Genomic DNA, 19,167 nt, shown 5'->3' on the forward strand with positions numbered 1-19,167 from the left:
ACGTGCTCACTCCCGGCGACCACTACTCGCCGCGCACCGGATCAGCCATCCCGACAGTCGTCCACGGCATCGCGCAAGCGGCCTCCGGCGACACTGACTGGCGCCATGGCGTCGCGATCGACCGGACCACCTTTCAGCCGCGGTACCGCGACGCCGTCGCATGGGAGTGCGAGCCCAGCAGCCCACCCGGCCGGGTGAGCGCCCTCGCGGACTACGCGCGCGGAGCCATCGGCCGCCGTCGGCACGCCGAGGACGCGTGGTGGCATCCCGTCGCGGCGCGCGCGGCGGCGGAGGCACCGCACGCCGTCCTGGCCCACGGCGCTCCCTCTCTCGCGGGCCACCCGGCGCTGCACGACACGCCCGTCTTCCCCTACCTTCACAACGCGCTGCCTGCATCCATGACGCGCAGCGAGGCCGCTCGCGCGCTGGGACCCGCCGTCGGCATCGTCTGCGTCTCGGAGGCGCTCGCTTCGACCACCGCGGCGCGGCTGCCGCACCACCTGCGCGCGCGCGTGCACGCCATCGGCCACGGGGTCGACACGGTCGCCTTCCACCCGCGCGACGCCAGGGAGCCAGGGCCGGTTCAGGTGATGTTCGTGGGGCGGACCGTTCCGCACAAGGGCGTGCACGTCCTGCTCGAGGCGGCCGCGGCGCTCGCCGGGCTTCCGGTCGAGATCACCGTGGTGGGCTCACACGGATTCTCGGCCTCTGATCCGCTCACTCGGTACCAGCGGCGCCTCCGGCGTCTCGCCGCACGAGCACCCATTCCGGTCCACTTCGTCCCCTTCGTCGACCGTCACGCGCTGCCCGAGATGCTCCGCCGCGCCGACGTCCTCGCCGTGCCCTCGACGTGGGCCGAGCCCAGCGGACTCACCGCTGGCGAGGGGCTCGCCACCGGCCTCGCGGTCGTCGCCAGCCGCGTGGGGGGCCTGCCAGAGGTCGTAGGCGACGCGGGCGTCCTGGCCCGCGCGGGCGACGCGCGCGCGTGGGGCGATGCGCTGCGCTGGCTGGTGAGCGACGAGCACGCGCGCGCTGACCTGGGCCGCGCAGCGCGGCGGCGTGCCGAGGCTCATGACTGGTCGCGCACCTGGCGCGCCTTGCGGGAGGTGGTCGACCACTGCTGAGCCTTCCTCTGCGGGTGTGGCGCCACTAGAGTGATGAGGGGGCTGGCGCTGAGGGGAGGGGTCGCGCGTGCGTGTGCTGAGGTTCGCCCACCACGGCGTGGTGACGGCCTGGAGGGAGCGGGAGTCCGCGCTCGCAGCCACGGGCTGCGAGGTGACTCTCGTGAGCGCTCGGCGGTGGAACGAGGGCGGTCAGCTGGTCGCGCTGCAGCCCGCACCGGACGAGGCCGTCCAGGGAGTGCGCACCTGGGGCAGCCACCCGAACCTCTTCCTGTACTCCCCCCTCGGGCTGTGGCGTGCCCTCGGCAGCGATGTGGACCTCATCGACATCCACGAGGAGCCCGTCTCCGTCGCGACCGCGCAGATCCGGCTGCTGGCACGGCTTCGGGGGATCCGCGCGCCCTACGTCCTGTACTCGGCGCAGAACATCGACAAGCGCTATCCCCCGCCGTTCCGCTGGTGGGAGCGCTCCGCGCTCACCCATGCCGCGGGCGCACACGTGTGCAACTCGGACGCGGTCGCGATCCTGCGCTCGAAGGGGTTGCGCGGACCGTGCGTCCCTCTCGGGCTGGGCGTGAGCGAGGACTTCTTCTCGAGCGAGGACCGCATGCCGCCCGACCCCGGGAGGCCGGTCGTCGGCTTCGTGGGACGCCTCGCGGCCCACAAGGGCGTGGACGTGCTCCTCGACGCTGTGGCGCGGATCCCCGAGGCACGCCTGGAGATCACCGGCGACGGTCCCCTGCGCTCTCAGCTCGAGCAGCGCGCGCGCTCCCTGGGGATGGGGCATCGGACCGCGTTCCTGGGCTTCGCGGAAGGCGCCGCCCTGGTCGAGCGCTATCGCCGTCTGGACGTCCTCGCCGTGCCATCCCGCGACACCCCTCGCTGGCGGGAGCAGTTCGGACGCGTGGCCGCCGAGGGCATGGCCGCTGGAGTGCCGGTGGTCGCTTCTCGCGCAGGTGCCCTCCCTGACGTCATCGACGGCGCGGGCATGCTCGTGCCGCAAGACGACCCGCCGGCGCTGGCCGCGGCGCTGCAGGATGCGGCGGGGCCGTCATGGCTCCGCCTGCGCGAGTCGGGTCTGCGGCGAGCACGCGACTTCTCGTGGAGCTCGATCGCTCTCCGCCAGCGAGCGCTCTACGACGAGGTGTGCGACCCGGCGGCCGCGCCAGATCCCGACGTGCTGATCGTCGCCTACGGAGATCCCTCGGTGCTCGGCGACTGTCTCGCCCAGCTTGACGGAACGCTTGCCGTCACCGTGGTCGACAACGGTTCGTCCGAGCAGACGCGTCGGATCGCGGAGCGCGCAGGTGCCGTCTATGTGGACGCGGGAGGGAACGTCGGCTTCGGCGCAGGGGTGAACCGCGGCCTCGAGGACCGCAGGCGGCGCGGCCTGCAGGGCGATGTGCTCCTGCTCAATCCCGATGCCCGCATCGATGCCAAGGCCGTCCGGCTCATGCAGAGACGCCTGCGCGCCACCCGAGACTGCGCGGCGGTGGGCGCCTCGCAGACGGAGCCGGGAACGGGGCACCCGGTGCGGGTGTGGTGGCCGTTCCCCACGCCTGTCGGGGCCTGGATCGAGGCGGTGGGCCTGGGTCGCCTGCGCCGCTCGCACGGCTTCGTGATCGGATCCGTGCTGCTCCTGCGCGCCGAGGCCCTGGACCAGCTGGGCGGGATGGACGAGCGATTCTTCCTGTACGCCGAGGAGACCGACTGGCAGCGGCGAGCCCGCGACGCAGGATGGATGATCGAGCTGGCGGAGGTCGCCGCGACCCACGTGGGGGGCGGGACCGGCGGCGACCCGCGGCGACGCGAGGCGCACTTCTACGGCAGCGCCGAGAGGTACGTCCGCAAGCACCACGGTGCTGCCGGATGGGCCGTGTACCGTGCCGCCAACGTCGCTGGCGCGGCGCTTCGCGGCATGATGCTGCCCGGTGCTCGCGGCCAGCAGGCCCGCCGACGCAGGCGCATCTTCAGCACCGGGCCGGTCCGGTGGGAGTCCGCGACGTGACCCACGCCACGATCGTTCACCTGGTGCGGTCCGACGCCTTCGCCGGTGTGGAGCGAGCGGTGCTCGCCCAGGCCGTGTGGGCAGCGCGCGCGAGGCACGACGTCCTCGTCATCGGAGGGCGCGAGTCGGCCATGCGCGAGCCACTGGAGGCCGTCGGCGCGCGGTGGCGGCCAGCGAGCAGCCCCTCGGCGGCGCTCCGCGAGGCCCTGCGCGCGCCTCGGCACGCCGCGCTCGTGAGCCACATGACCGAGGCGGACCTCATCGGCGCGGCGGTGCGGCGCGCGCGCTCGATGCCTCATGTCAGCTGGCGGCACTTCGCGGCGCCTCGCGGCTCGACCGGCGCGGTGAGGCGCCTCGCCGTGTGGTCAGCGCGAGGTCTCGCCGGGCAGGTCGCTGTGTCCGACTTCGTGGCCGCCCACGTCGAGGGCGAGTGCGTCGTGGTGCGCACCGGCGTCGACGATCGCGATGCAGCCGACGTGCGCAGCTCGCGCACGGCCATCATCGCCCAGCGCCTCGAGCCCGAGAAGGACGGAGCCACGGCGCTGCGGGCCTGGGCGCTGGCGCGCCTGGGCGCGCCCTGGCGGCTCATGGTCGTCGGCGACGGCAGCGAGCGCACGAGGCTCGAGGCCTTGGCCGCGCAGCTGGACATCTCCGACTCGGTGGAGTTCGTGGGCCACCACCCGGACGTGCCCGGGCTGCTGGGCGCCACGGCGTTCTCGATCGCTCCCACGCCCCGCGAGGGCCTGGGGCTGAGCGCCATCGAGGCGATGGCGGCAGGCGTGCCCGTCGTCGCGTCCGGGGCTGGCGGGCACCTCGAGACCGTCGGAGCCGTCGAACCGTCGCTCCTCTTCGCCGCCGGCGACGCCGAGGGTGCGGCGCAGGTCATCCGCGAGCTGGCGGCTGATCCGGACTCCCGCGCCGCGATCGGCGCGGCGCTGCGCGCGCATCAGCGTCACCACCTCAGCGCGGAGCTCCAGGGCGCGGCCGCCACCTCGGCAGTGCTCGACGCGGCCCTCCGTCCCGCGCGGGCGCGCGCATGACGAGCCGCACGGTCGTCCTGTGCTCGCTCGAGCCGTGGGACGACGTCTGGCGACGCAACCAGTACCTCGCCCATGGGCTGCTGACCTCCGACCCGAGGTGGCGGGTGCTCGTGGTCGAGCCGCCCGCAGACCCGCTCCATGCCGCGCTGTCCGGCCGCGCTGTTCGGAAGGGCAACGGCCTGAGGAGCGTGCCCGGGTACGACGGTCGCCTGCACGCCCTGCAGTCGACCAAGTGGCTTCCCCGACTGCTGGGCGACACCGTTGACAGGGCGCTCGACCGCGCCGTGGTGCAGGCCGTGCGGCACCTGGGCTGGAGCTCCCCCACCGTATGGATCAACGATCCCCGCCGGGCCGGTGTGGTGAGCGCTCTGGGTGCGCCGGCCGTCTACGACATCACGGACGACTGGGTGCTCGCGGATCGCGGCCCCCGCGAGAGCGAGCGGCTGCGACGGACGGATGCCTGGCTGCTGGAGCGTGCCGACCGCGTCGTCGTGTGCTCGCCGCGGCTCCAGGCGACGAAGGGCGGCACGCTCCTGACCAACGCCGTCGAGGTCGATCGCTATCGCACGGCTGCGCCCAGGCCGGGCGACCTCCCGCCGTCGCCCATCGCCCTGTACTGCGGAACCCTCCACGAGGACCGCCTGGACGTCGATCTGTGCATCACCTCTGCGGCGGCGATGGCCGCGATCGGCGGCAGCCTGGTGCTGGTGGGACCCGACGCGCTCGACCCGGCGGCGTCCGGACGTCTGCGGGCCGCCACGGGCGTCGTCGTGCTGGGCGCACGTCATCGCGACGAGGTGCCAGGCTATCTCCAGCACGCCGACGTGCTCGTGGTGCCTCACCGCGTCGACGCCTTCACCGAGACGCTGGACCCGATCAAGCTCTACGAGTACCGCGCGGTCGGGCGACCCGTCGTGTCGACTCCGGTGGCAGGGTTCCGCGACGCCCCGGGCGTCGAGATCGCACCAGTCGATCGGCTGGCCAGCGTGGCGGTCGAGGCGGCGACCTCGAGCCGCGCCACGACCCATCATGCTGACGTCCCTGACTGGCGCGACCGGGCGCGCGAGTTCGGCGAGATCCTCGCAGAGGTCGCCGACGGACGGGGGCCACGGTGAGCGGCCTGATCGCGCACGAATGGATCGAGCCCCGCGGCGGCGCGGAGAACGTGGTCGCGGCGTTCGCCGCCCGATTTCCCGATGCGCCCATCGTGTGCGCATGGGACGACACCCACGGGGCATTCGCACCAGGGCGGACGCATGAGTCGCTGCTCGCTCGCACGCCGCTGCGGCGGTCGAAGGCCGCCGCCCTTCCCGCCATGACGGCCACCTGGCGGTTTCCGCCTGTCAAGGCCGCCGACTGGGTGCTGTGCTCGAGCCACCTGTTCGCGCATCACATCCGCCTGCCAGGGGCACCCAAGTTCGTCTTCGCGCACACGCCTGCACGCTACCTGTGGGAGCCGGACCTCGACCGACGCGGCCAGTCCGCGGCGGTTCGCGTCGCTGCGCGACCGCTGCGGCGCCTCGATCGCCGGCGCGCGCAGGAGGCCACCGCGATCGCTGCCGTGAGCAGCTTCATCGCGGCGCGCATCGAGCGCTGCTGGGGTCGCGAGAGCACCGTCATCCACCCCCCTGTGGACGTGCGCGCGTTTCGCGAGAGCCCGGAGCCCCGGCTGACGCCGGCCGAGCACGAGGTGCTGCGGCGGCTGCCGCGCGAGTACGTGCTCGGCGCATCTCGCCTCGTGCCGTACAAGAGGCTCGAGGCGGCCGTGAGCGTGGGCGAGGCGGTCGGACTTCCCGTCGTCATCGCCGGTGACGGGCCTGACCGCGAGCGACTCGATGGAGTCGCACGCGAGGCGACGGTTCCCGTCGTCTTCGCCGGACGCCCCTCGCAGGCGCTGCTGAGCGCGCTGTACTCACGCGCCCTGGTGTACGTGTTCGCCCCCATCGAGGACTTCGGGATCATGCCGCTCGAGGCCCTCGCGACGGGGACGCCAGTGCTGGTGAGCGACGTGGGCGGAGGGGCGGAGACGGTCGAGCACGGCCGCTCAGGGGCGCACGTTCACGACTGGCGCGACCCCGCTCATGTGCGCGATGCCGTGCAGGTCGCCGTCGGCACCTCGCGGGAGGCCCGGCTCGCCCGCGCCGAGGACTTCGACGGTCAGGACTTCGGCGACCGGATCGCTGCGTGGATGGGCAGCCACCTGACCTGACCCGTGAGCACAGCGGGGCCCGGACCCCCGCAGCGGGGCCCGGTCACCGAGGGCGCAGCGCCTCCCAGACTGCCGCTGTCTCCCCCTCGAGACGCGCCATCACCCGCCTCCAGGTACGCGTGGAACGGCCGAAGGGGTCCTCCACGTCGTCGCTCGAGGGCAGCTCCACGAGCTCTCGACGCTCGCGCGCCGCGCCCACGCGCGCGATCCACTCCCGCGCGCCCTCGTGGGCCAGCCGCGGCGCCGCAGTTTGGGCACGACGCAGCGAACCGAAGGTGTGCACGTGTGCCCACTGCGCCGAGTGGTCGGTGACGAGCTCGCGCAGGACGTCTCCGTCCACGGCCAGCACCAGGTCGGCCTCGTCGAGATCCGCGGCGGTCACGCGGCGGCTGCGGTGCGTCGACACGTCGACTCCCCCGTCGGCCGCCACGCCGACGCCCCTGTCAGGAACGCCGATGCCCGAGACGAGCAGCCCGGCCGAGCTGACCGTGAGAGCCCCATCGGCGGCGCGGCTCAGCAGTGCCGCCGCGAGCGGAGAGCGACACCGGTTCGCCCGGCAGACGATCAGGACGCTCACCGGCTTCGCCTCCGCCGCGGGCGCTACCGCGATCGGCCCGAGTCCTGTCGATCGGCCGCAGGCGTGGAGTCCTCGGAAGGTCGGTCAGGGCCGTCGCCCTCGAGGTCGACGCCCCCGAGGCCATGCGGGTCGAGCTCGTCCCCGCGCGGGCGACGCCAGCGAGACGTGCTCTTGGCGTAGTAGGGCGTGTACGACCGCGGGTGACGACGCTTGACGCCGTTGACCACGGCCCCGAGGATGGGCAGCTCCTGCAGGCGCAGCGCCTCGATGGTCTCGACCAGGTGGCCCCGCGTGGTGCGGTTGAGCCACGAGACCACCACGACGCCGTCGGCGTGGGAGGCGATCAGGCTGGCGTCGACGAGGCCGAGCGAGGGCGGCGAATCGATGACGACGATGTCCGCGAGCGAGCGCAACGCGAGGACCACGGCCTCGAAGGGCGCATTCGCCAGCAGGTCGGCCGGGTCGAGCGGACTGCGACCGGACGGCAGGATGCGCAGGCCGTGGTGGTTGGTGCTCCGGAGCGCTGCCTCGATGGCGGCCGGCGTCGCCGCCGCGTCCGCGCTCAAGGCATCCTGGAGCAGCTCGGTCAGGCCAGGGCCGTCCGCCGCCTCACCGAAGTACGTGGCCAGGGAAGGGCGACGAAGGTCGCCTCCCACGAGGATGACGCTCTTGCCTGCGCGCGCCCAGGCGAGCGCGAGGTTCGCGGACACGAAGGACTTGCCGTCGGACGGCTCGACGCTGGTGATGACCACCGCTGCGTTTCTGAGCGGCAGCAGCACCTGGACTGCGGAGCGCAGGGACCGCAGCCCCTCGCCCAGGGCCGTGGCGCTCGCGGTCGTGACGGGCAACGTGCCGTGGCGCCTGGCCACGGCACGGTCATAGGGCAGCTCGCCCAGCACCGGGAGACCGGTGAGCTCGCGGACCTCGGCCTCGCCGCGGATGCGGTGGTCGAACTGGTCCCGGAGCAGCGCGGCGCCGATGGCCGCGAGGATTCCGCCCGCCAGAGCCAGGGCGAGGACGGACATGCGGCTCGCTCCGAGCTCGGCGCCCTCGCTCGGTGGCTCCACCACGGCCGTGGGCGCTCCGGCGATGTCGATGACCCGGATCTGCTCGCGCAGCGCGCCGTAGCGAGCCAGCGCGTCCTGGAGCCGGGACGCTGCGATCGAGTCGTCGGGCTCGTCGACCACGTCCTCTTGGTACTCCTCGGCCTCGGCGAGCGCGGCGTCGCGCCGCTCCGTCAGCTGCAGGACCGCGTCCTCGATCTCGCTGGCCACGTACGAGCGATAGACGACCATGGCTGCGCGTGCGCGCTCCTTCGCCTGCTCGGGCGAGACGCCTCTGGCTGTCACCAGGATGCGCGGACTGCCGAACTCGCCGGCGGGGGCGTACACCACCTGACCACGAAGGGTGGCCCCCGGCTCGCGAGCGGTGTCCGCGACGTCGTCCATCAGCGTGCTCGACAGCGATTGAGGGTCGAAGTCGACCTGGACGTCCACCACCGCGCCGGTGGCGGCAGCCTCCGCAACCACCGTGTTCATGCGCATCACAGCAGTCGACTCATACTCGGGGACCTGACGCTCGAGCAGCATCCAGGTGACCGCCATAGTGGTGACCACGATCGCGAGCATGAGCCACTTGCGTCGCCACAGCACCTGCAGCATCTGCCCTAGAGTCACCAGGACCCGCCTCCCCCCTCAGCGCTCGAAGAGCGTAGAAGCACACTACCTCTCCCCCGGGTGCTAAGGGAATCCCGGGGACGCTCGTCCGCCGTGGGCGCGCGGCCGTCCAGTAGCGTGACGTGATGGGTGCCCCCTCCTCTGCCGTCGGCCGGCTCGAGGACGTGTTCGTTGTCGTGCGACAGTGCTGGGGCGTGCTGCTCGCCATCATGCTGATCGCGGTGGCGATGATCGTGGTGATGCCCCCGGGGCTGCCCTACGACGAACCTGCGCACTGGGCCAACGTCACGTTCCTGCTCGACCATGGGCGCATGCCGAGGATCGGCGAGCCGGGTTCCTCCTACGAGGCGCAGATGGGCCCCGTCGCCTACGTCCTCTACGCGGTCGTCGCGGCGCCGTTCCACCTGGGGGGAAGCGACGAGGCAGCGTTCTACGCAGCGCGCGCTCTAGGCGCCGTCCAGCTCGTTGCCCTCGCCGTGGCGATCGGCATGGTGGCGCGGCGCCTGCTTCCAGCATCCCCGTCCGTCGCGATGGTCGTCACCGCCGCAGTCGGACTCAATCCCATGCTGCTCGCGGTGTCCACCTCCGTCCAGAACGACACGCTCGCCTTGCTGCTCGGCACGTCCGCGCTGCTCGTCGTGGTCACCGACTCTCCGCTGACGATGCGTCGCAGCCTGATCGGCGGGGCGCTCGTCGGGCTCGCGGTCCTCACCAAGCTCACGGCGTGGCCCTTCGCCGTCGCCATCGCGGCATGGCTGCTGTGGCGCCGGCGTGCCCGCGACCTCGTGGTGGTGGTGAGCACGGCCGCCCTGGTCGCAGGGTGGTGGTTCGTCCGCAATGCCGTGCTCTACGGAGACCCGACGGGCCGCTCGGCCGTGGAGGCAGCCGGCTACGACTTCCCGCCGCGCGGCGCGGGCGACATGGCGTCCGTGGCGCAGAGCGCGATCGCTGACCTCTGGCTGCCGACGGAGTACGTGCGCAACAGCGTCCAGAGCCCTCCGCTCGTCGATGCCTTGGTCATCGGCATCACCGTGGTCGCGCTGGCAGGCATCGCCGCGCTGTGGTGGATTCCGCGGGTGGCGCACGCGCGGCGCGGGCGCGACCGTGCTCGCCTGGCGCTGGTGGTGCTGGCGGTCGCGCTGCTGGCGGTCGGCGCGTGGCTCGCCACCGTGACGATGGTGCAGGCGGTGTCGTTCCGAGCCGCCTACGGAGCCCTCGTGCTGGTCTACGGCGGGTTCGCCGCCCTGGCCTTCGTCGCGCCACGACGAACGGGCGCCGTCCTGCTCGCTCCGTTGGCGGTGGTGACGGCATGGTTCGTGTGGTCGGTCGCCCACCTGGCCGACGTCGGCGTGCTGCTCGAGTGGTGACGGCCCCGCTCTCGCCTCGGCCGACGCTCCTGGATACTGAGGCCATGCACGCCCTCAGGTCCCCTCGCTCCGCCCCTGACCGCGCATCGCTGACCGAGGGACAGGATGAACCGCCGCTGGTCGTGCTGCTGCACGGCTTCGGATCGCACGAGAGGGACCTGCCGCCGATCGCCCCGTACGTGTGCGATCTGCCCTGGATCTCTCTTCGCGCCCCGCTCGAGCTGCCCGGCGCCGGTGCCGCGTGGTTTCCGCTCGACCTGCCCCACGAGCCCAGGCGCGACGACATCGCGGAGGCGACTCGGCGCCTGTGGGAGGCCCTCGACGGCGAGGTCGGCCCGCAGCGCACGCTGGTGCCGCTGGGGTTCTCGCAGGGCGGTCTCATGGCGCTGCAGCTGCTGCGCACCCGGCCGGAGCGAGTCGCGGCCACGGTCATGCTGTGCGGGTTCGTCGCGGAAGGCTCCGAGGTGGCCGATGCGCGCCTCAGCGAGCAGCGTCCGCCCGTGTTCTGGGGGCGCGGCGCCGCAGACCAGGTGATCTGGCCCGCGGCCATCGCTCGGACCGCCTCGCTGCTCCCGCAGATCTCCACCCTCACCGAACGCGCGTACGACAGGCTCGGCCACGGCGTGGACGAGAGGATGCTGTCCGACGCGCGCGCATTCCTCGACGCCGCGCTCGGCTGACGCGCAGCCGGGCGCCGCGCCCGTCAGCTCGGATCGGCGCCGTCGAGCAGCCGCAGGAGGCGCCCCGCAGACCAGACCTCCGCGCCGCACGCGGCGACGCGGTCGCGAAGCGCGCGATCGCTCGTGACCACCACCACACGCTCGGCGGCGCCGATCGCCATGCTGGCGCGGGCGACGATGGTCGCGTCCCCGTCACGCGGCGCCTCGGTGTGCACGAGGCCATCGGGAATGCTGCCGCCGCGCCCGGAGCCCTCCGTGACCATCTCGAGGCGGGGGAACCAGCGGTCGCCCGGCAATCCCAGCGCGGAGGCGTCCACCCCGTCCTGGCTCCAGCTCGACAGCCGGTCCGCGAGGCGCTCGACGGCGGCGCGGCGATCCTTCCACCACCCGTCCGGTCGTGATCCGATGACGTTGGCCGCGTCCACGATCACCCGCGGGCGGGGGCCGATCATGCCGGCGAGCTGCGACCACGCCGACCTGAAGGCTGGGTGCAGGGCGAGCTGCGACACGTCCTGCACGGGCACCCACCGAAGCTCAAGGCTCTCGGCATCGGCTGGAGCCGGGGTGAACGCGTGCACCGCATGGGCGACGACGGTCGTGTAGCGCCACACCTGTCGATCGACCACCAGCGTGCAGGTGGGCTCCACGGCGCGCCGAGGCACGGTCGCCTCCTCGAGCGCCTCCCGCATGGCGCCGTCGATCGCGCTCTCCCCCTCGTGAAGTGCTCCGCCCGGAATGCCCCAGGTTCCACCGTGGTGGCTCCACAGTGCACGATGCTGAAGCAGCACTCCGCGTGCGTCGTCGTGCACCAGCACCCCTGCCGCGCCGTAGCGACCCCAGTACCGCTCCCCGCCTGGACCGAGGACCCAGGCGTCGCCAGGATCGCGGTCCGTCCTGGGCGGCGGCGAGGCGCTCGCGGGATCGTGACGGGCCATGGTCTCAGCGTGGCACAGCTCGTGTGTGTCGCCACCGCAGCGGCGACGCCGTGGGGATGGACTTCGTCACAGTCCGGGCGTGTTTACTTCACAGTTGAGCAAAGTGTTAGTAAAGTCAGGCAGGTGAGCAATGGTGCCGTCGTGAGCGCGTCGAGGCTTGTGGGAGCCTCGGCGATCCTCGCCGCCCTCGGCGTGCAGGCGTGGGCAGACCTCACGTACGGGACGTTCACCTGGAGCGAGCTGCCCGGCTACTTCACTCCGCTCGCCGCCGTCTGCGCCGTGACCGCGCTGGTCGCGTCGGCGATCGCCGGCTCGGCGGAGCCGCGGTGGGTCGCGCTGCTGCGCGTCAATGCCGCGACGTACGGAGTGCTCACCGGCGTGGTCTACTGGGCTCTGCTGTCGGATGTCGCGACCCCGGTGTTCCCCTGGGCGAACCTCATCCTGCATGGTGGGTCCGGCGCGATCCTGATGGCGGACCTGCTGCTCGTCGGCCATGCGGGTCGCCTGCCGGTGCGCACGTGGTGGACGGTGCTCGCCGTTCCCGCCCTCTGGCTCGGCTACCTCGTCGCCCGTTCCCACATCGACGGCTGGGTGCCCTACCCCTTCCTCGATCCAGCTCGGGGCCTCACGCCCCTCACGCTCACGATCGCGGCGATCGCAGCGCTCGGTCTCGCCGTGGCGGCCGCGCTGCACGGCTGCCTCGCCGTGCGACGTGCCGTCGGCGTGGACGCGGCGTGATGCTCGCGGGACCGCCCTTGGAGCGCTCACGACGCGGGGTGACGATTCTCACACCTGCGCGTGGAACCCACCCGTGCCACCCGCGCGTTGTCCGCCTGTCGCATCGCCGCGCCACCGCGAAGATCGCGCGTTCCTGACGGCCCCCGAGGGGGCCACCCGGCGTGGAAACCCGGGCGCGTCCGGCGCGCACTCCTCGCCGTGACCTGCGCACCACCGATCCGCACACGGTGTGCGATGCCGCATGGCCTGGCAGCGCCAGCATGCGCGTCCTCGTCCCGACCCTCTTCATCCATGCACTCACCGCTCTCACGCCCGTACGTCCAGCTCGCCGCCTCTGTCTCGCTCGCCTGCTTCTCCATAGGGCTCTTCAGCGCGCATTCAGCGCACGCTCTCGACCGACACCGCGCGCTGACCGAGGCCCGCGCCGCAGCCGCGGAGCTCGAGGAGGATCGCACGCGATTCGCGCAGTCGATCGAGAAGGCTGAGGACGCTGTGGCCGCGGCGAAGGGACTCGCCGACGAGCCAGAGATCAGCGACGCGGCCGATGCGCTCGTGCAGTCGATCGCGCACGCACGCTCCTTAGCAGTGCCGCAGGCGGCCGAGGGTGCTCCCGACACGACGGAGATCGTCGTCGACGGCGTCGCGCCCGTCGCGGATGACATGGCGGCAGCCGATGGTGCCGAGCCGGCCCGATCCCCAGACGAGCCCGGCACTGCCGAGGACGCGGAGCAGCCCATCTCGCCCGCCGCTGACGCCACGCCCCATCCGACCCCCGCACCCGCCGAAGGCCCCATCCTCGACGAGGCGGAGGACGCGGTCGCCGACGTGGAGCAGGTGCTCGATGGAGACCTCGAGTCGACGGAGGACGCACTCGCCGCCACAAGGCGACTGACGGCCGCCAGCGAGGCGCTCGATCGCGCGGCCGCGGACGTGGACGCCGAGACTCGGAGCCTGCAGGAGGCCACGGCCGCGATCGCCCTCGCGCAGAACCTGCTCGTGCTCGATGGAAGCCTCGCCCGTGCCTCCGAGCTCGTGGAGCACACCACCGCGATCATCGCCGACGTGGGCCAACGGGTCGTGACGATCGCGACCCTCGCCGATGCACGCGCCACGAACTCGGGCATGCGCGCGGCCGTGGCCGAGGCCGACGACCTGGACCGCGACGACGGGGTCGCCGTCGAGGAGCAGCTCGATGCTCTTGCCGCGGCCACATCCGAGCTCGATCACGCCATGGGGCAGCTGCAGGTCTCGCATGAGTCCTGGCTCGCCGAGGAGAACAGTCGTCGTGACACGATCAACGCCACTCGCCTGACCGCGTATGAGGCGAGCCTCGAGGCAGCGCGAGAGGACCACAAGGCGGTGGTCAGGGACGTAGCCGAGTCCCGCAGCGCGGGATGGTCGGGCCAGCCAGCCGGCGTCTCAGGATCGAATGGCAGGCTGGCGCGCGACAGCCTGTGCGATGTCGACTTCGCGGACGGCCACCGCCTGCAGTGCGACGCCGCGGCGGCTCTGGAGGCAGCCGACGCCGCCTACCACGCCGAGTCGGGCCGACACCTCGTCATGACGGACTCCTACCGCACCTACGCGAGCCAGGTCGTGACCAAGGCTCGCAAGCCCTCCACCGCAGCCCGGCCAGGCACGTCGAACCACGGATGGGGCATGGCGGTCGACCTCGACCACCCCTCCGCGACATGGCTCGCCGCGAACGGAGCCGACTACGGCTGGATCCACCCCACCTGGGCCCGTGCCGGCGGCTCGCGCCCCGAGTGGTGGCACCTGGAGTTCGTCGCCGCGGACGTCGCCTTCGACGCACCGGACGAGCCAGCTCTCGTCAAGCCGGCCGCGAGCGCCTTCGGCGACGCGACGTTCGGGGACACCGGCGACGGTGGCACCGACGACCCGAAGCCGGGCGCGACCTCAGAGAGCTGAGCCGCGCCGGCGGCGCCCTGTGCTCAGGCGACGCCGATCTCTCCCACCTCGTCGAGGTAGCACCGGCCGCACAGCGACTCGTACTCCGCCTGCTGGCCATCGATCGCGACCTGGTCGCCGTGGCTGACGAACACGCCGCCGACGATGCGCGCGTTGAAGATCGCCTTGGAGCCGCATCGGCAGATCGTCTTGAGCTCTTCGATCGCGTGCGCGATCTCGAGCAGGCGGAGCGAGCCGGGGAACGACCTCGTCATGAAGTCCCCCCGCAGCCCGTAGCAGAGCACGGGGATGCCGTGACGGACAGCGACCACGAACGCCTGGTCGACCTGTGAGGGCGTCAGGAACTGGGCCTCGTCGATGAAGACGGCGTCGATCTGGTCGAGGGGTCCGTGCCCCCGCAGGCGGTCCAGCAGGGAGTCGTCGTCCGCCAGCAGCACGTCCACCGGCCTCTCGAGCCCGATGCGCGAGGAGACGGAGCCCCCTGCCTTGGTGTCGAGGCCGGGCTTGACGATGACGGGGTGCTGATCGCGCTCCTCGTAGTTGTACGCCGCGGTGAGCAGCAGCGCGGTCTTGGAGGAGTTCATCGCGCCGTAGCGGAAGTACAGCTTGGCCATCGCCCACCCTTTCGCCTCGCATGCCGTCGCGCGCGAGTGGCACCCACCCTAGCGGCGCGGCCGCCCCTGCGAGCGCGGCTCGGCGCCCGCAGGCGCGGCGTCGTCGACGACGGCCAGGGCCGACGCTCTGGCCGAGAAGATGCACCCTCCCAGGAACGTGCCCTCGAGCGCATTGTGCCCGTGCACTCCCCCGCCGCCGAAGCCCGCCACCTCGCCCGCGGCGTACAGGCCCGGAACCGGTGTCCCGTCGGAGCGGAGCACGCGCGAGCCCAGGTCCGTCTGGAGGCCGCCGAGAGTCTTGCGCGACAGGATGGACAGACGCACGCCCACCAGCGGCCCGTGCGCGGGGTCGAGGATGCGATGGGGCCTGGCGACGCGGATGAGACGGTCCGTGCGCGACCGGCGCGCATTGTGGATGGCCATCACCTGGACGTCCTTCGAGAAGTCGTTCACGATCTCCCGGTCTCGCGCCATGATCTGGCGCTCGATCACCCGAGCGTCGAGTGCCGGACCGTCCCCGAGGCCGTTCATCCCGTCGACGAGCTGCTCGAGGGTGTCCGCGACCACGAAGTCGGCGCCGTGGTTCTTGAACGCCTCGACCGGCGCGGGGGCGCCCTTCGCGAGGCGCGAGCGCACCAGCTCTCGGACGCTGCGCCCGGTGATGTCCGGGTTCTGCTCGGAGCCCGAGAGCGCGAACTCCTTCTCGATGATCGACTGCGTGAGCACGAACCACGAGTGGTCGTGGCCGGTCCCGAGGATCTGACGCATGGCCCCGATCGAGTCGGCACCAGGCACGCCCGACATCCCCCGGAGCCGCTGTCCGGTGGCGTCGAACCACATCGACGATGGCCCCGGGAGGATGCGGATCGCGTGCTCGGGCCACACGGGATCCCAGTTGCGAATGCCCTCGGTGTAGGCCCACATGCGGTCCCTGTTGACCACCCGGCCGCCGGCGTCCTCCGCGATCGCGAGCATCCGACCGTCCACGTGGGCGGGGACGCCCATGATCATGTGCTCGGGCGCAGGTCCCACGCGCTCCGTGGGCCAGTGGGCTCGCATCAGCTCAGGGTTGTGCCCGATCCCTCCGGAGGTCACGACGACCGCGCCCGCCCGCAGCTCGAAGCCGTCCACCGCCGCCCTGGAGGATCGCACGCCGCGCGGCTCGTCGCTGGGCTCCAGAACCGACCCGCGCACGCCGACGACGCGTCCGTCGTCCACGACGAGCTCGTCGACCTGGTGACGGAACGCGAACTCGACAAGCCCGGCGCGCTCCGCAGCCAGCACCGGCTCGGCGAAGACCTGCACGATCCGTGGGCCCGTGCCCCACGTGATGTGGAAGCGCGGCACCGAGTTGCCGTGACCGGTCGCCGAGCCGTCGCCGCGCTCCGCCCATCCCACGATGGGCAGGCTGCGCAAGCCGACCGCCCGAAGATAGTCGCGCTTGCCTCCCGCAGCCCACGTCACGTACGCCTCGGCCCACCTCGCGCCCCACGCGTCCTCGTCGGCGAGGCGATCGAACTGAGCCGACCCGCGCCAGTCCTGCAGCGCGAGCTCGAGGCTGTCCCGGATGCCCATCCGCCGCTGCTCGGGACTGTCGACCAGGAACAGTCCCCCGAGCGACCACCAGGCCTGGCCTCCCATGTTGGCGTGGTTCTCCTGCTCCACGAGCACCACGCGCTTGCCCGCCCGCGTGAGCTCGTAAGTCGCGACCAGCCCTGCGATGCCGGCGCCGACGACGATCGCATCGGCCCTGTCGCCCCGTGCGCTCACCACGGGCGGCTCCGCGGGCGTGAGGCATGACTCTCCACGCCTCCGGCATGCCTGTGCTCCGTCAGCCACCCATCCATGGACCCACGGTAGGCGCGAGAGCCTCGGGCGGCGCGGCGACAGCCTGGCATCATCGTCTCACCGGCTGCGGCGTCGCCCCCCGAGCATGGCGATGACCAGCGGGACTCCCGAGGCGATCATGAGCGCCGTGCCGAGCGCCGGCGCGTCCGCCCGGACGATCGCGCCGGCCAGGACCAGCCCCGCGAAGACGATTCCCCAGAGGAGCCGCCTGGCCGTGCGCTCCAGGTGGCTCACGGTGCGTTCGAGGCGCGGGGCGGTGACGGGCAGCTGTCCGCGCTCGACCTGCGCGAGCAGTGCGTCGGCGCGGCGCGGCAGGCCCCACGCGATGCGCACCAGCTCGATCGCGTCTCGTCCCAGGTCAGCGGCGAGGCCAGCGCCCTCGCTGCGCACCAGCGTCTGCGCGTAGGGCTCGATCGAGTCCCACACGTTGTAACGCGGGTCCAGCGACGTGCACACCCCTGACGTGAGCGACACCGCCCTGATCACCAGCAGGAAGTCCTCGGGCAGCTGGAACGGCAGCGCCAGCATGACGTCGCCGAACTCGACGGCGAAGTCGCGGAACTCGCGGGGATCGACGTCTCTGAGCTCGGCGACTCCCATGCCGCCGAAGCGGGAGAACACCTGCGACATCACCTTCTCGAGCTCAGGGATGTCGGCGCTGGGAAGGAGCACGCCGGCCTCGTTCATCGCCGCGACGAGCCCCGCGCCATCGCGCGCGGCGGAGGCGATGATGAGCTTGCGCATCGCTGCTCTCACACCCGGATCGACTCGCCCCATCATGCCGAAGTCGACGAACGCGATGGTCCAGGCTGGACCACCCGCGCCCGCGGGCGCCGGCGTGACGAACAGATTGCCGGGGTGCGGATCGGCGTGGAAGAAGGCGTGCTCGAACAGCTGGTCGAACATGAGCCGCGCGAAGACCTGCGCGACCTCGCGCGGGTCGATGCCGGCGGCCGTCAACGCCGGGCGGTCGGTGATCTTGATCGCGGTCACGTCCTCGAGCGTCAGCACTCGCCGCGAGGTCCGCTCCCACACGACCCGAGGGACGCGCACCCGCGGATCGTCGGCGAAGTTCGCTGCGAAGGTCTCCGCGTTGCCGGCCTCGTGAAGATAGTCGATCTCCTCGAGACTGACGGCGGCGAACTCCTCGATGAGCGCGGGCATCGAGACGCGATCGGACACCAGCCGGAACCGCTGCAGCCAGTCGCCCACCTTGCGCAGCGCGGCGAGGTCGACGGCGACGATCGCCCCGATGCCTGGGCGCTGGATCTTGAGCACGACGTCCGCGAACCCCGCCTGCGAGGCGTCGACCGCCGCGAGGGTCGCTCGATACGCCTGTCCGAGGGAGGCCGACGCGACCGGATCGCTGTCGAAGGTAGCGAACACTCTGTCGAGCGGCGCCCCCAGCTCCGCCTCGGCGAGCTCCCGGATCGCGTCGAACTCGACCGGCGGGACCTCGTCCTGCAGGTTCTCGAGCTCCTTCGTGATCTCCGGTGGCAGCACGTCGAGCCGGGAGGACATGAACTGGCCCATCTTGATCATGAGTCCGCCGAGCTCGACGGCGAGAGCGCGGAAGCGTCGCGCAAAGTCCTGCATGCGCGCGGCACGAGTGCGCTCCGCGACGCGTCGCAGCCCGACGAGCGGCAGGAGCACCTCGTACCACCACGTGGTCGCGAGGTGCCGCGCGGAGAACCGGAGCAGCCGCCGGTAGCGGGCGCGATCCAGCACGGGATCGGGCATCGAACCTCCCTGATCCCCGGTGTCCGGCAAGGGCCTCGTCAGTCCTGAGCGAGGATCGAGTAGATCTTACGGCGCGCCTCGTTAAGCACCTCGGCCGCCTGCTCCTGCTGCGTGGTGGTGCCCGTGCGGAACACCTGAGCCGCGGCCTGCGCGAGCTCGGCGCCCGCCTTCGGCACCACGCCCAATCCGGACGCGTCGAACCCACCGCCGGTCCATGGCGCGGATGCCGCAGACGCCTCCGCCTCCTCCTTCGCCTCCTCGGCGAGCGAGTACACCTTGCGGTCCTGGGTGACGGTGGCGTGGAGCAGACCCTCGTCGGCGAGCAGCTGGAGCGTGGGGTAGACGGAGCCGGGGCTCGGCTTCCAGCGCCCGCCGGTGCGCGTCTCGATCTGCCGGATGATCTCATAGCCGTGCATCGGCTGCTCGAGGAGCAGCGCCAGGATGGCGGCGCGCACGTCGCCGCGACCCATGCGCTGTCCCACCTGGCGGTCGAAGGTGGACCGCATCTGATCGAACGCCTGCCGCATGGCGTCGCCGGCCTGTGACGGATCGAAGCTCGTGTACCGGTGCGTACCCATGGTGACCTCCTGTGTCGCCTACCTCTGTCGCCTACCTCTGTCGCCTGTCGGCTCGCCCTCCGAGCGATACCGAACGATATATCGCTATGGTCGCACGCGCATCGGCT

16 protein-coding genes are annotated in these 19,167 nt (G+C 72.2%); 9 read left to right on the plus strand and 7 right to left on the minus strand.

Annotation, left to right across the window (positions count from 1 at the left end):
* The first annotated feature begins 2 nt into the window (after positions 1-2).
* The 5 genes from B7K22_RS09535 to B7K22_RS09555 all read left to right on the plus strand — a co-directional run bounded on the left by B7K22_RS09535 (position 3) and on the right by B7K22_RS09555 (position 6,378).
* Positions 3-1,124 (plus strand): glycosyltransferase family 4 protein, encoded by a 1,122-nt coding sequence (locus B7K22_RS09535; RefSeq protein ID WP_144276381.1) that lies wholly within the window; start codon positions 3-5, stop codon positions 1,122-1,124.
* Positions 1,125-1,191: 67 nt separating this feature from the next.
* Positions 1,192-3,129: a glycosyltransferase gene (locus B7K22_RS09540; RefSeq protein WP_234983444.1), complete on the plus strand. Its 1,938-nt coding sequence runs from the start codon at positions 1,192-1,194 to the stop codon at positions 3,127-3,129.
* Positions 3,126-4,169 (plus strand): glycosyltransferase, encoded by a 1,044-nt coding sequence (locus B7K22_RS09545; protein WP_144276382.1) that lies wholly within the window; start codon positions 3,126-3,128, stop codon positions 4,167-4,169. The genes B7K22_RS09540 and B7K22_RS09545 overlap by 4 nt, the downstream gene beginning before the upstream one ends.
* Positions 4,166-5,284, plus strand: coding sequence for a glycosyltransferase (locus B7K22_RS09550; RefSeq protein WP_084040035.1), 1,119 nt, complete (start codon positions 4,166-4,168; stop codon positions 5,282-5,284). Before B7K22_RS09545 ends, B7K22_RS09550 begins: the two co-directional genes overlap by 4 nt.
* A complete protein-coding gene (locus B7K22_RS09555) occupies positions 5,281-6,378 on the plus strand; it encodes a glycosyltransferase (RefSeq protein ID WP_084040036.1) in 1,098 nt (365 codons plus the stop codon). Before B7K22_RS09550 ends, B7K22_RS09555 begins: the two co-directional genes overlap by 4 nt.
* A 43-nt stretch (positions 6,379-6,421) precedes the next feature.
* Here the strand turns inward: B7K22_RS09555 and B7K22_RS09560 are convergent, their stop codons facing one another.
* Positions 6,422-6,955, minus strand: a complete 534-nt coding sequence (locus tag B7K22_RS09560) for a low molecular weight phosphatase family protein (RefSeq protein ID WP_159448835.1) — start codon at positions 6,953-6,955, stop codon at positions 6,422-6,424.
* 23 nt (positions 6,956-6,978) lie between these two features.
* Positions 6,979-8,631 carry a polysaccharide biosynthesis tyrosine autokinase gene (locus B7K22_RS09565; RefSeq protein WP_144276383.1) on the minus strand — a complete coding sequence of 551 codons (1,653 nt, stop codon included), beginning with the start codon at positions 8,629-8,631 and terminating at the stop codon, positions 6,979-6,981.
* Positions 8,632-8,756: 125 nt separating this feature from the next.
* Here B7K22_RS09565 and B7K22_RS09570 point away from each other — a divergent pair, with 125 nt between their 5' ends.
* Positions 8,757-9,998, plus strand: coding sequence for a glycosyltransferase 87 family protein (locus tag B7K22_RS09570; protein WP_084040039.1), 1,242 nt, complete (start codon positions 8,757-8,759; stop codon positions 9,996-9,998).
* A gap of 44 nt (positions 9,999-10,042) precedes the next feature.
* Complete coding sequence (locus tag B7K22_RS09575; RefSeq protein ID WP_159448836.1) at positions 10,043-10,678, plus strand: alpha/beta hydrolase; 636 nt, start codon at positions 10,043-10,045, stop codon at positions 10,676-10,678.
* Positions 10,679-10,701: 23 nt separating this feature from the next.
* Here B7K22_RS09575 and B7K22_RS09580 read toward each other — a convergent pair whose 3' ends face one another.
* Positions 10,702-11,613 carry an NUDIX domain-containing protein gene (locus B7K22_RS09580; RefSeq protein ID WP_084040041.1) on the minus strand — a complete coding sequence of 304 codons (912 nt, stop codon included), beginning with the start codon at positions 11,611-11,613 and terminating at the stop codon, positions 10,702-10,704.
* Positions 11,614-11,754: 141 nt separating this feature from the next.
* Here B7K22_RS09580 and B7K22_RS09585 point away from each other — a divergent pair, with 141 nt between their 5' ends.
* Both B7K22_RS09585 and B7K22_RS09590 read left to right on the plus strand, forming a co-directional pair.
* Entirely contained in the window at positions 11,755-12,351 is a 597-nt protein-coding gene (locus B7K22_RS09585; RefSeq protein ID WP_234983446.1) for a Pr6Pr family membrane protein, read from the plus strand.
* Positions 12,352-12,642: 291 nt separating this feature from the next.
* Positions 12,643-14,280, plus strand: coding sequence for a M15 family metallopeptidase (locus B7K22_RS09590; protein WP_084040043.1), 1,638 nt, complete (start codon positions 12,643-12,645; stop codon positions 14,278-14,280).
* 23 nt (positions 14,281-14,303) lie between these two features.
* On the opposite strand, the gene B7K22_RS09595 is transcribed toward B7K22_RS09590, so the two are convergent.
* The 4 genes from B7K22_RS09595 to B7K22_RS09610 all read right to left on the minus strand — a co-directional run bounded on the left by B7K22_RS09595 (position 14,304) and on the right by B7K22_RS09610 (position 19,060).
* Positions 14,304-14,894, minus strand: coding sequence for a thymidine kinase (locus tag B7K22_RS09595; protein ID WP_084040044.1), 591 nt, complete (start codon positions 14,892-14,894; stop codon positions 14,304-14,306).
* 48 nt (positions 14,895-14,942) lie between these two features.
* Positions 14,943-16,664: an FAD-binding dehydrogenase gene (locus B7K22_RS09600; RefSeq protein ID WP_084040473.1), complete on the minus strand. Its 1,722-nt coding sequence runs from the start codon at positions 16,662-16,664 to the stop codon at positions 14,943-14,945.
* Between the two features lie 135 nt (positions 16,665-16,799).
* Positions 16,800-18,482, minus strand: a complete 1,683-nt coding sequence (locus B7K22_RS09605) for an AarF/ABC1/UbiB kinase family protein (RefSeq protein WP_084040045.1) — start codon at positions 18,480-18,482, stop codon at positions 16,800-16,802.
* Between the two features lie 38 nt (positions 18,483-18,520).
* Positions 18,521-19,060: a PadR family transcriptional regulator gene (locus B7K22_RS09610; protein WP_234983447.1), complete on the minus strand. Its 540-nt coding sequence runs from the start codon at positions 19,058-19,060 to the stop codon at positions 18,521-18,523.
* Positions 19,061-19,167 lie beyond the last annotated feature (107 nt).

It is taken from the genome of Demequina sp. NBRC 110053, from assembly GCF_002090095.1.
GTDB lineage: Bacteria > Actinomycetota > Actinomycetes > Actinomycetales > Demequinaceae > Demequina.

Coding starts and splice junctions, on each gene's coding strand:
- B7K22_RS09550 (WP_084040035.1), top strand. CDS start 4,166: ATGACGAGCCGCACGGTCGTCCTGTGCTCGCTCGAGCCGTGGGACGAC.
- B7K22_RS09570 (WP_084040039.1), top strand. CDS start 8,757: ATGGGTGCCCCCTCCTCTGCCGTCGGCCGGCTCGAGGACGTGTTCGTT.
- B7K22_RS09575 (WP_159448836.1), top strand. CDS start 10,043: ATGCACGCCCTCAGGTCCCCTCGCTCCGCCCCTGACCGCGCATCGCTG.
- B7K22_RS09580 (WP_084040041.1), bottom strand. CDS start 11,613: ATGGCCCGTCACGATCCCGCGAGCGCCTCGCCGCCGCCCAGGACGGAC.
- B7K22_RS09590 (WP_084040043.1), top strand. CDS start 12,643: ATGCACTCACCGCTCTCACGCCCGTACGTCCAGCTCGCCGCCTCTGTC.
- B7K22_RS09595 (WP_084040044.1), bottom strand. CDS start 14,894: ATGGCCAAGCTGTACTTCCGCTACGGCGCGATGAACTCCTCCAAGACC.
- B7K22_RS09605 (WP_084040045.1), bottom strand. CDS start 18,482: ATGCCCGATCCCGTGCTGGATCGCGCCCGCTACCGGCGGCTGCTCCGG.
- B7K22_RS09610 (WP_234983447.1), bottom strand. CDS start 19,060: ATGGGTACGCACCGGTACACGAGCTTCGATCCGTCACAGGCCGGCGAC.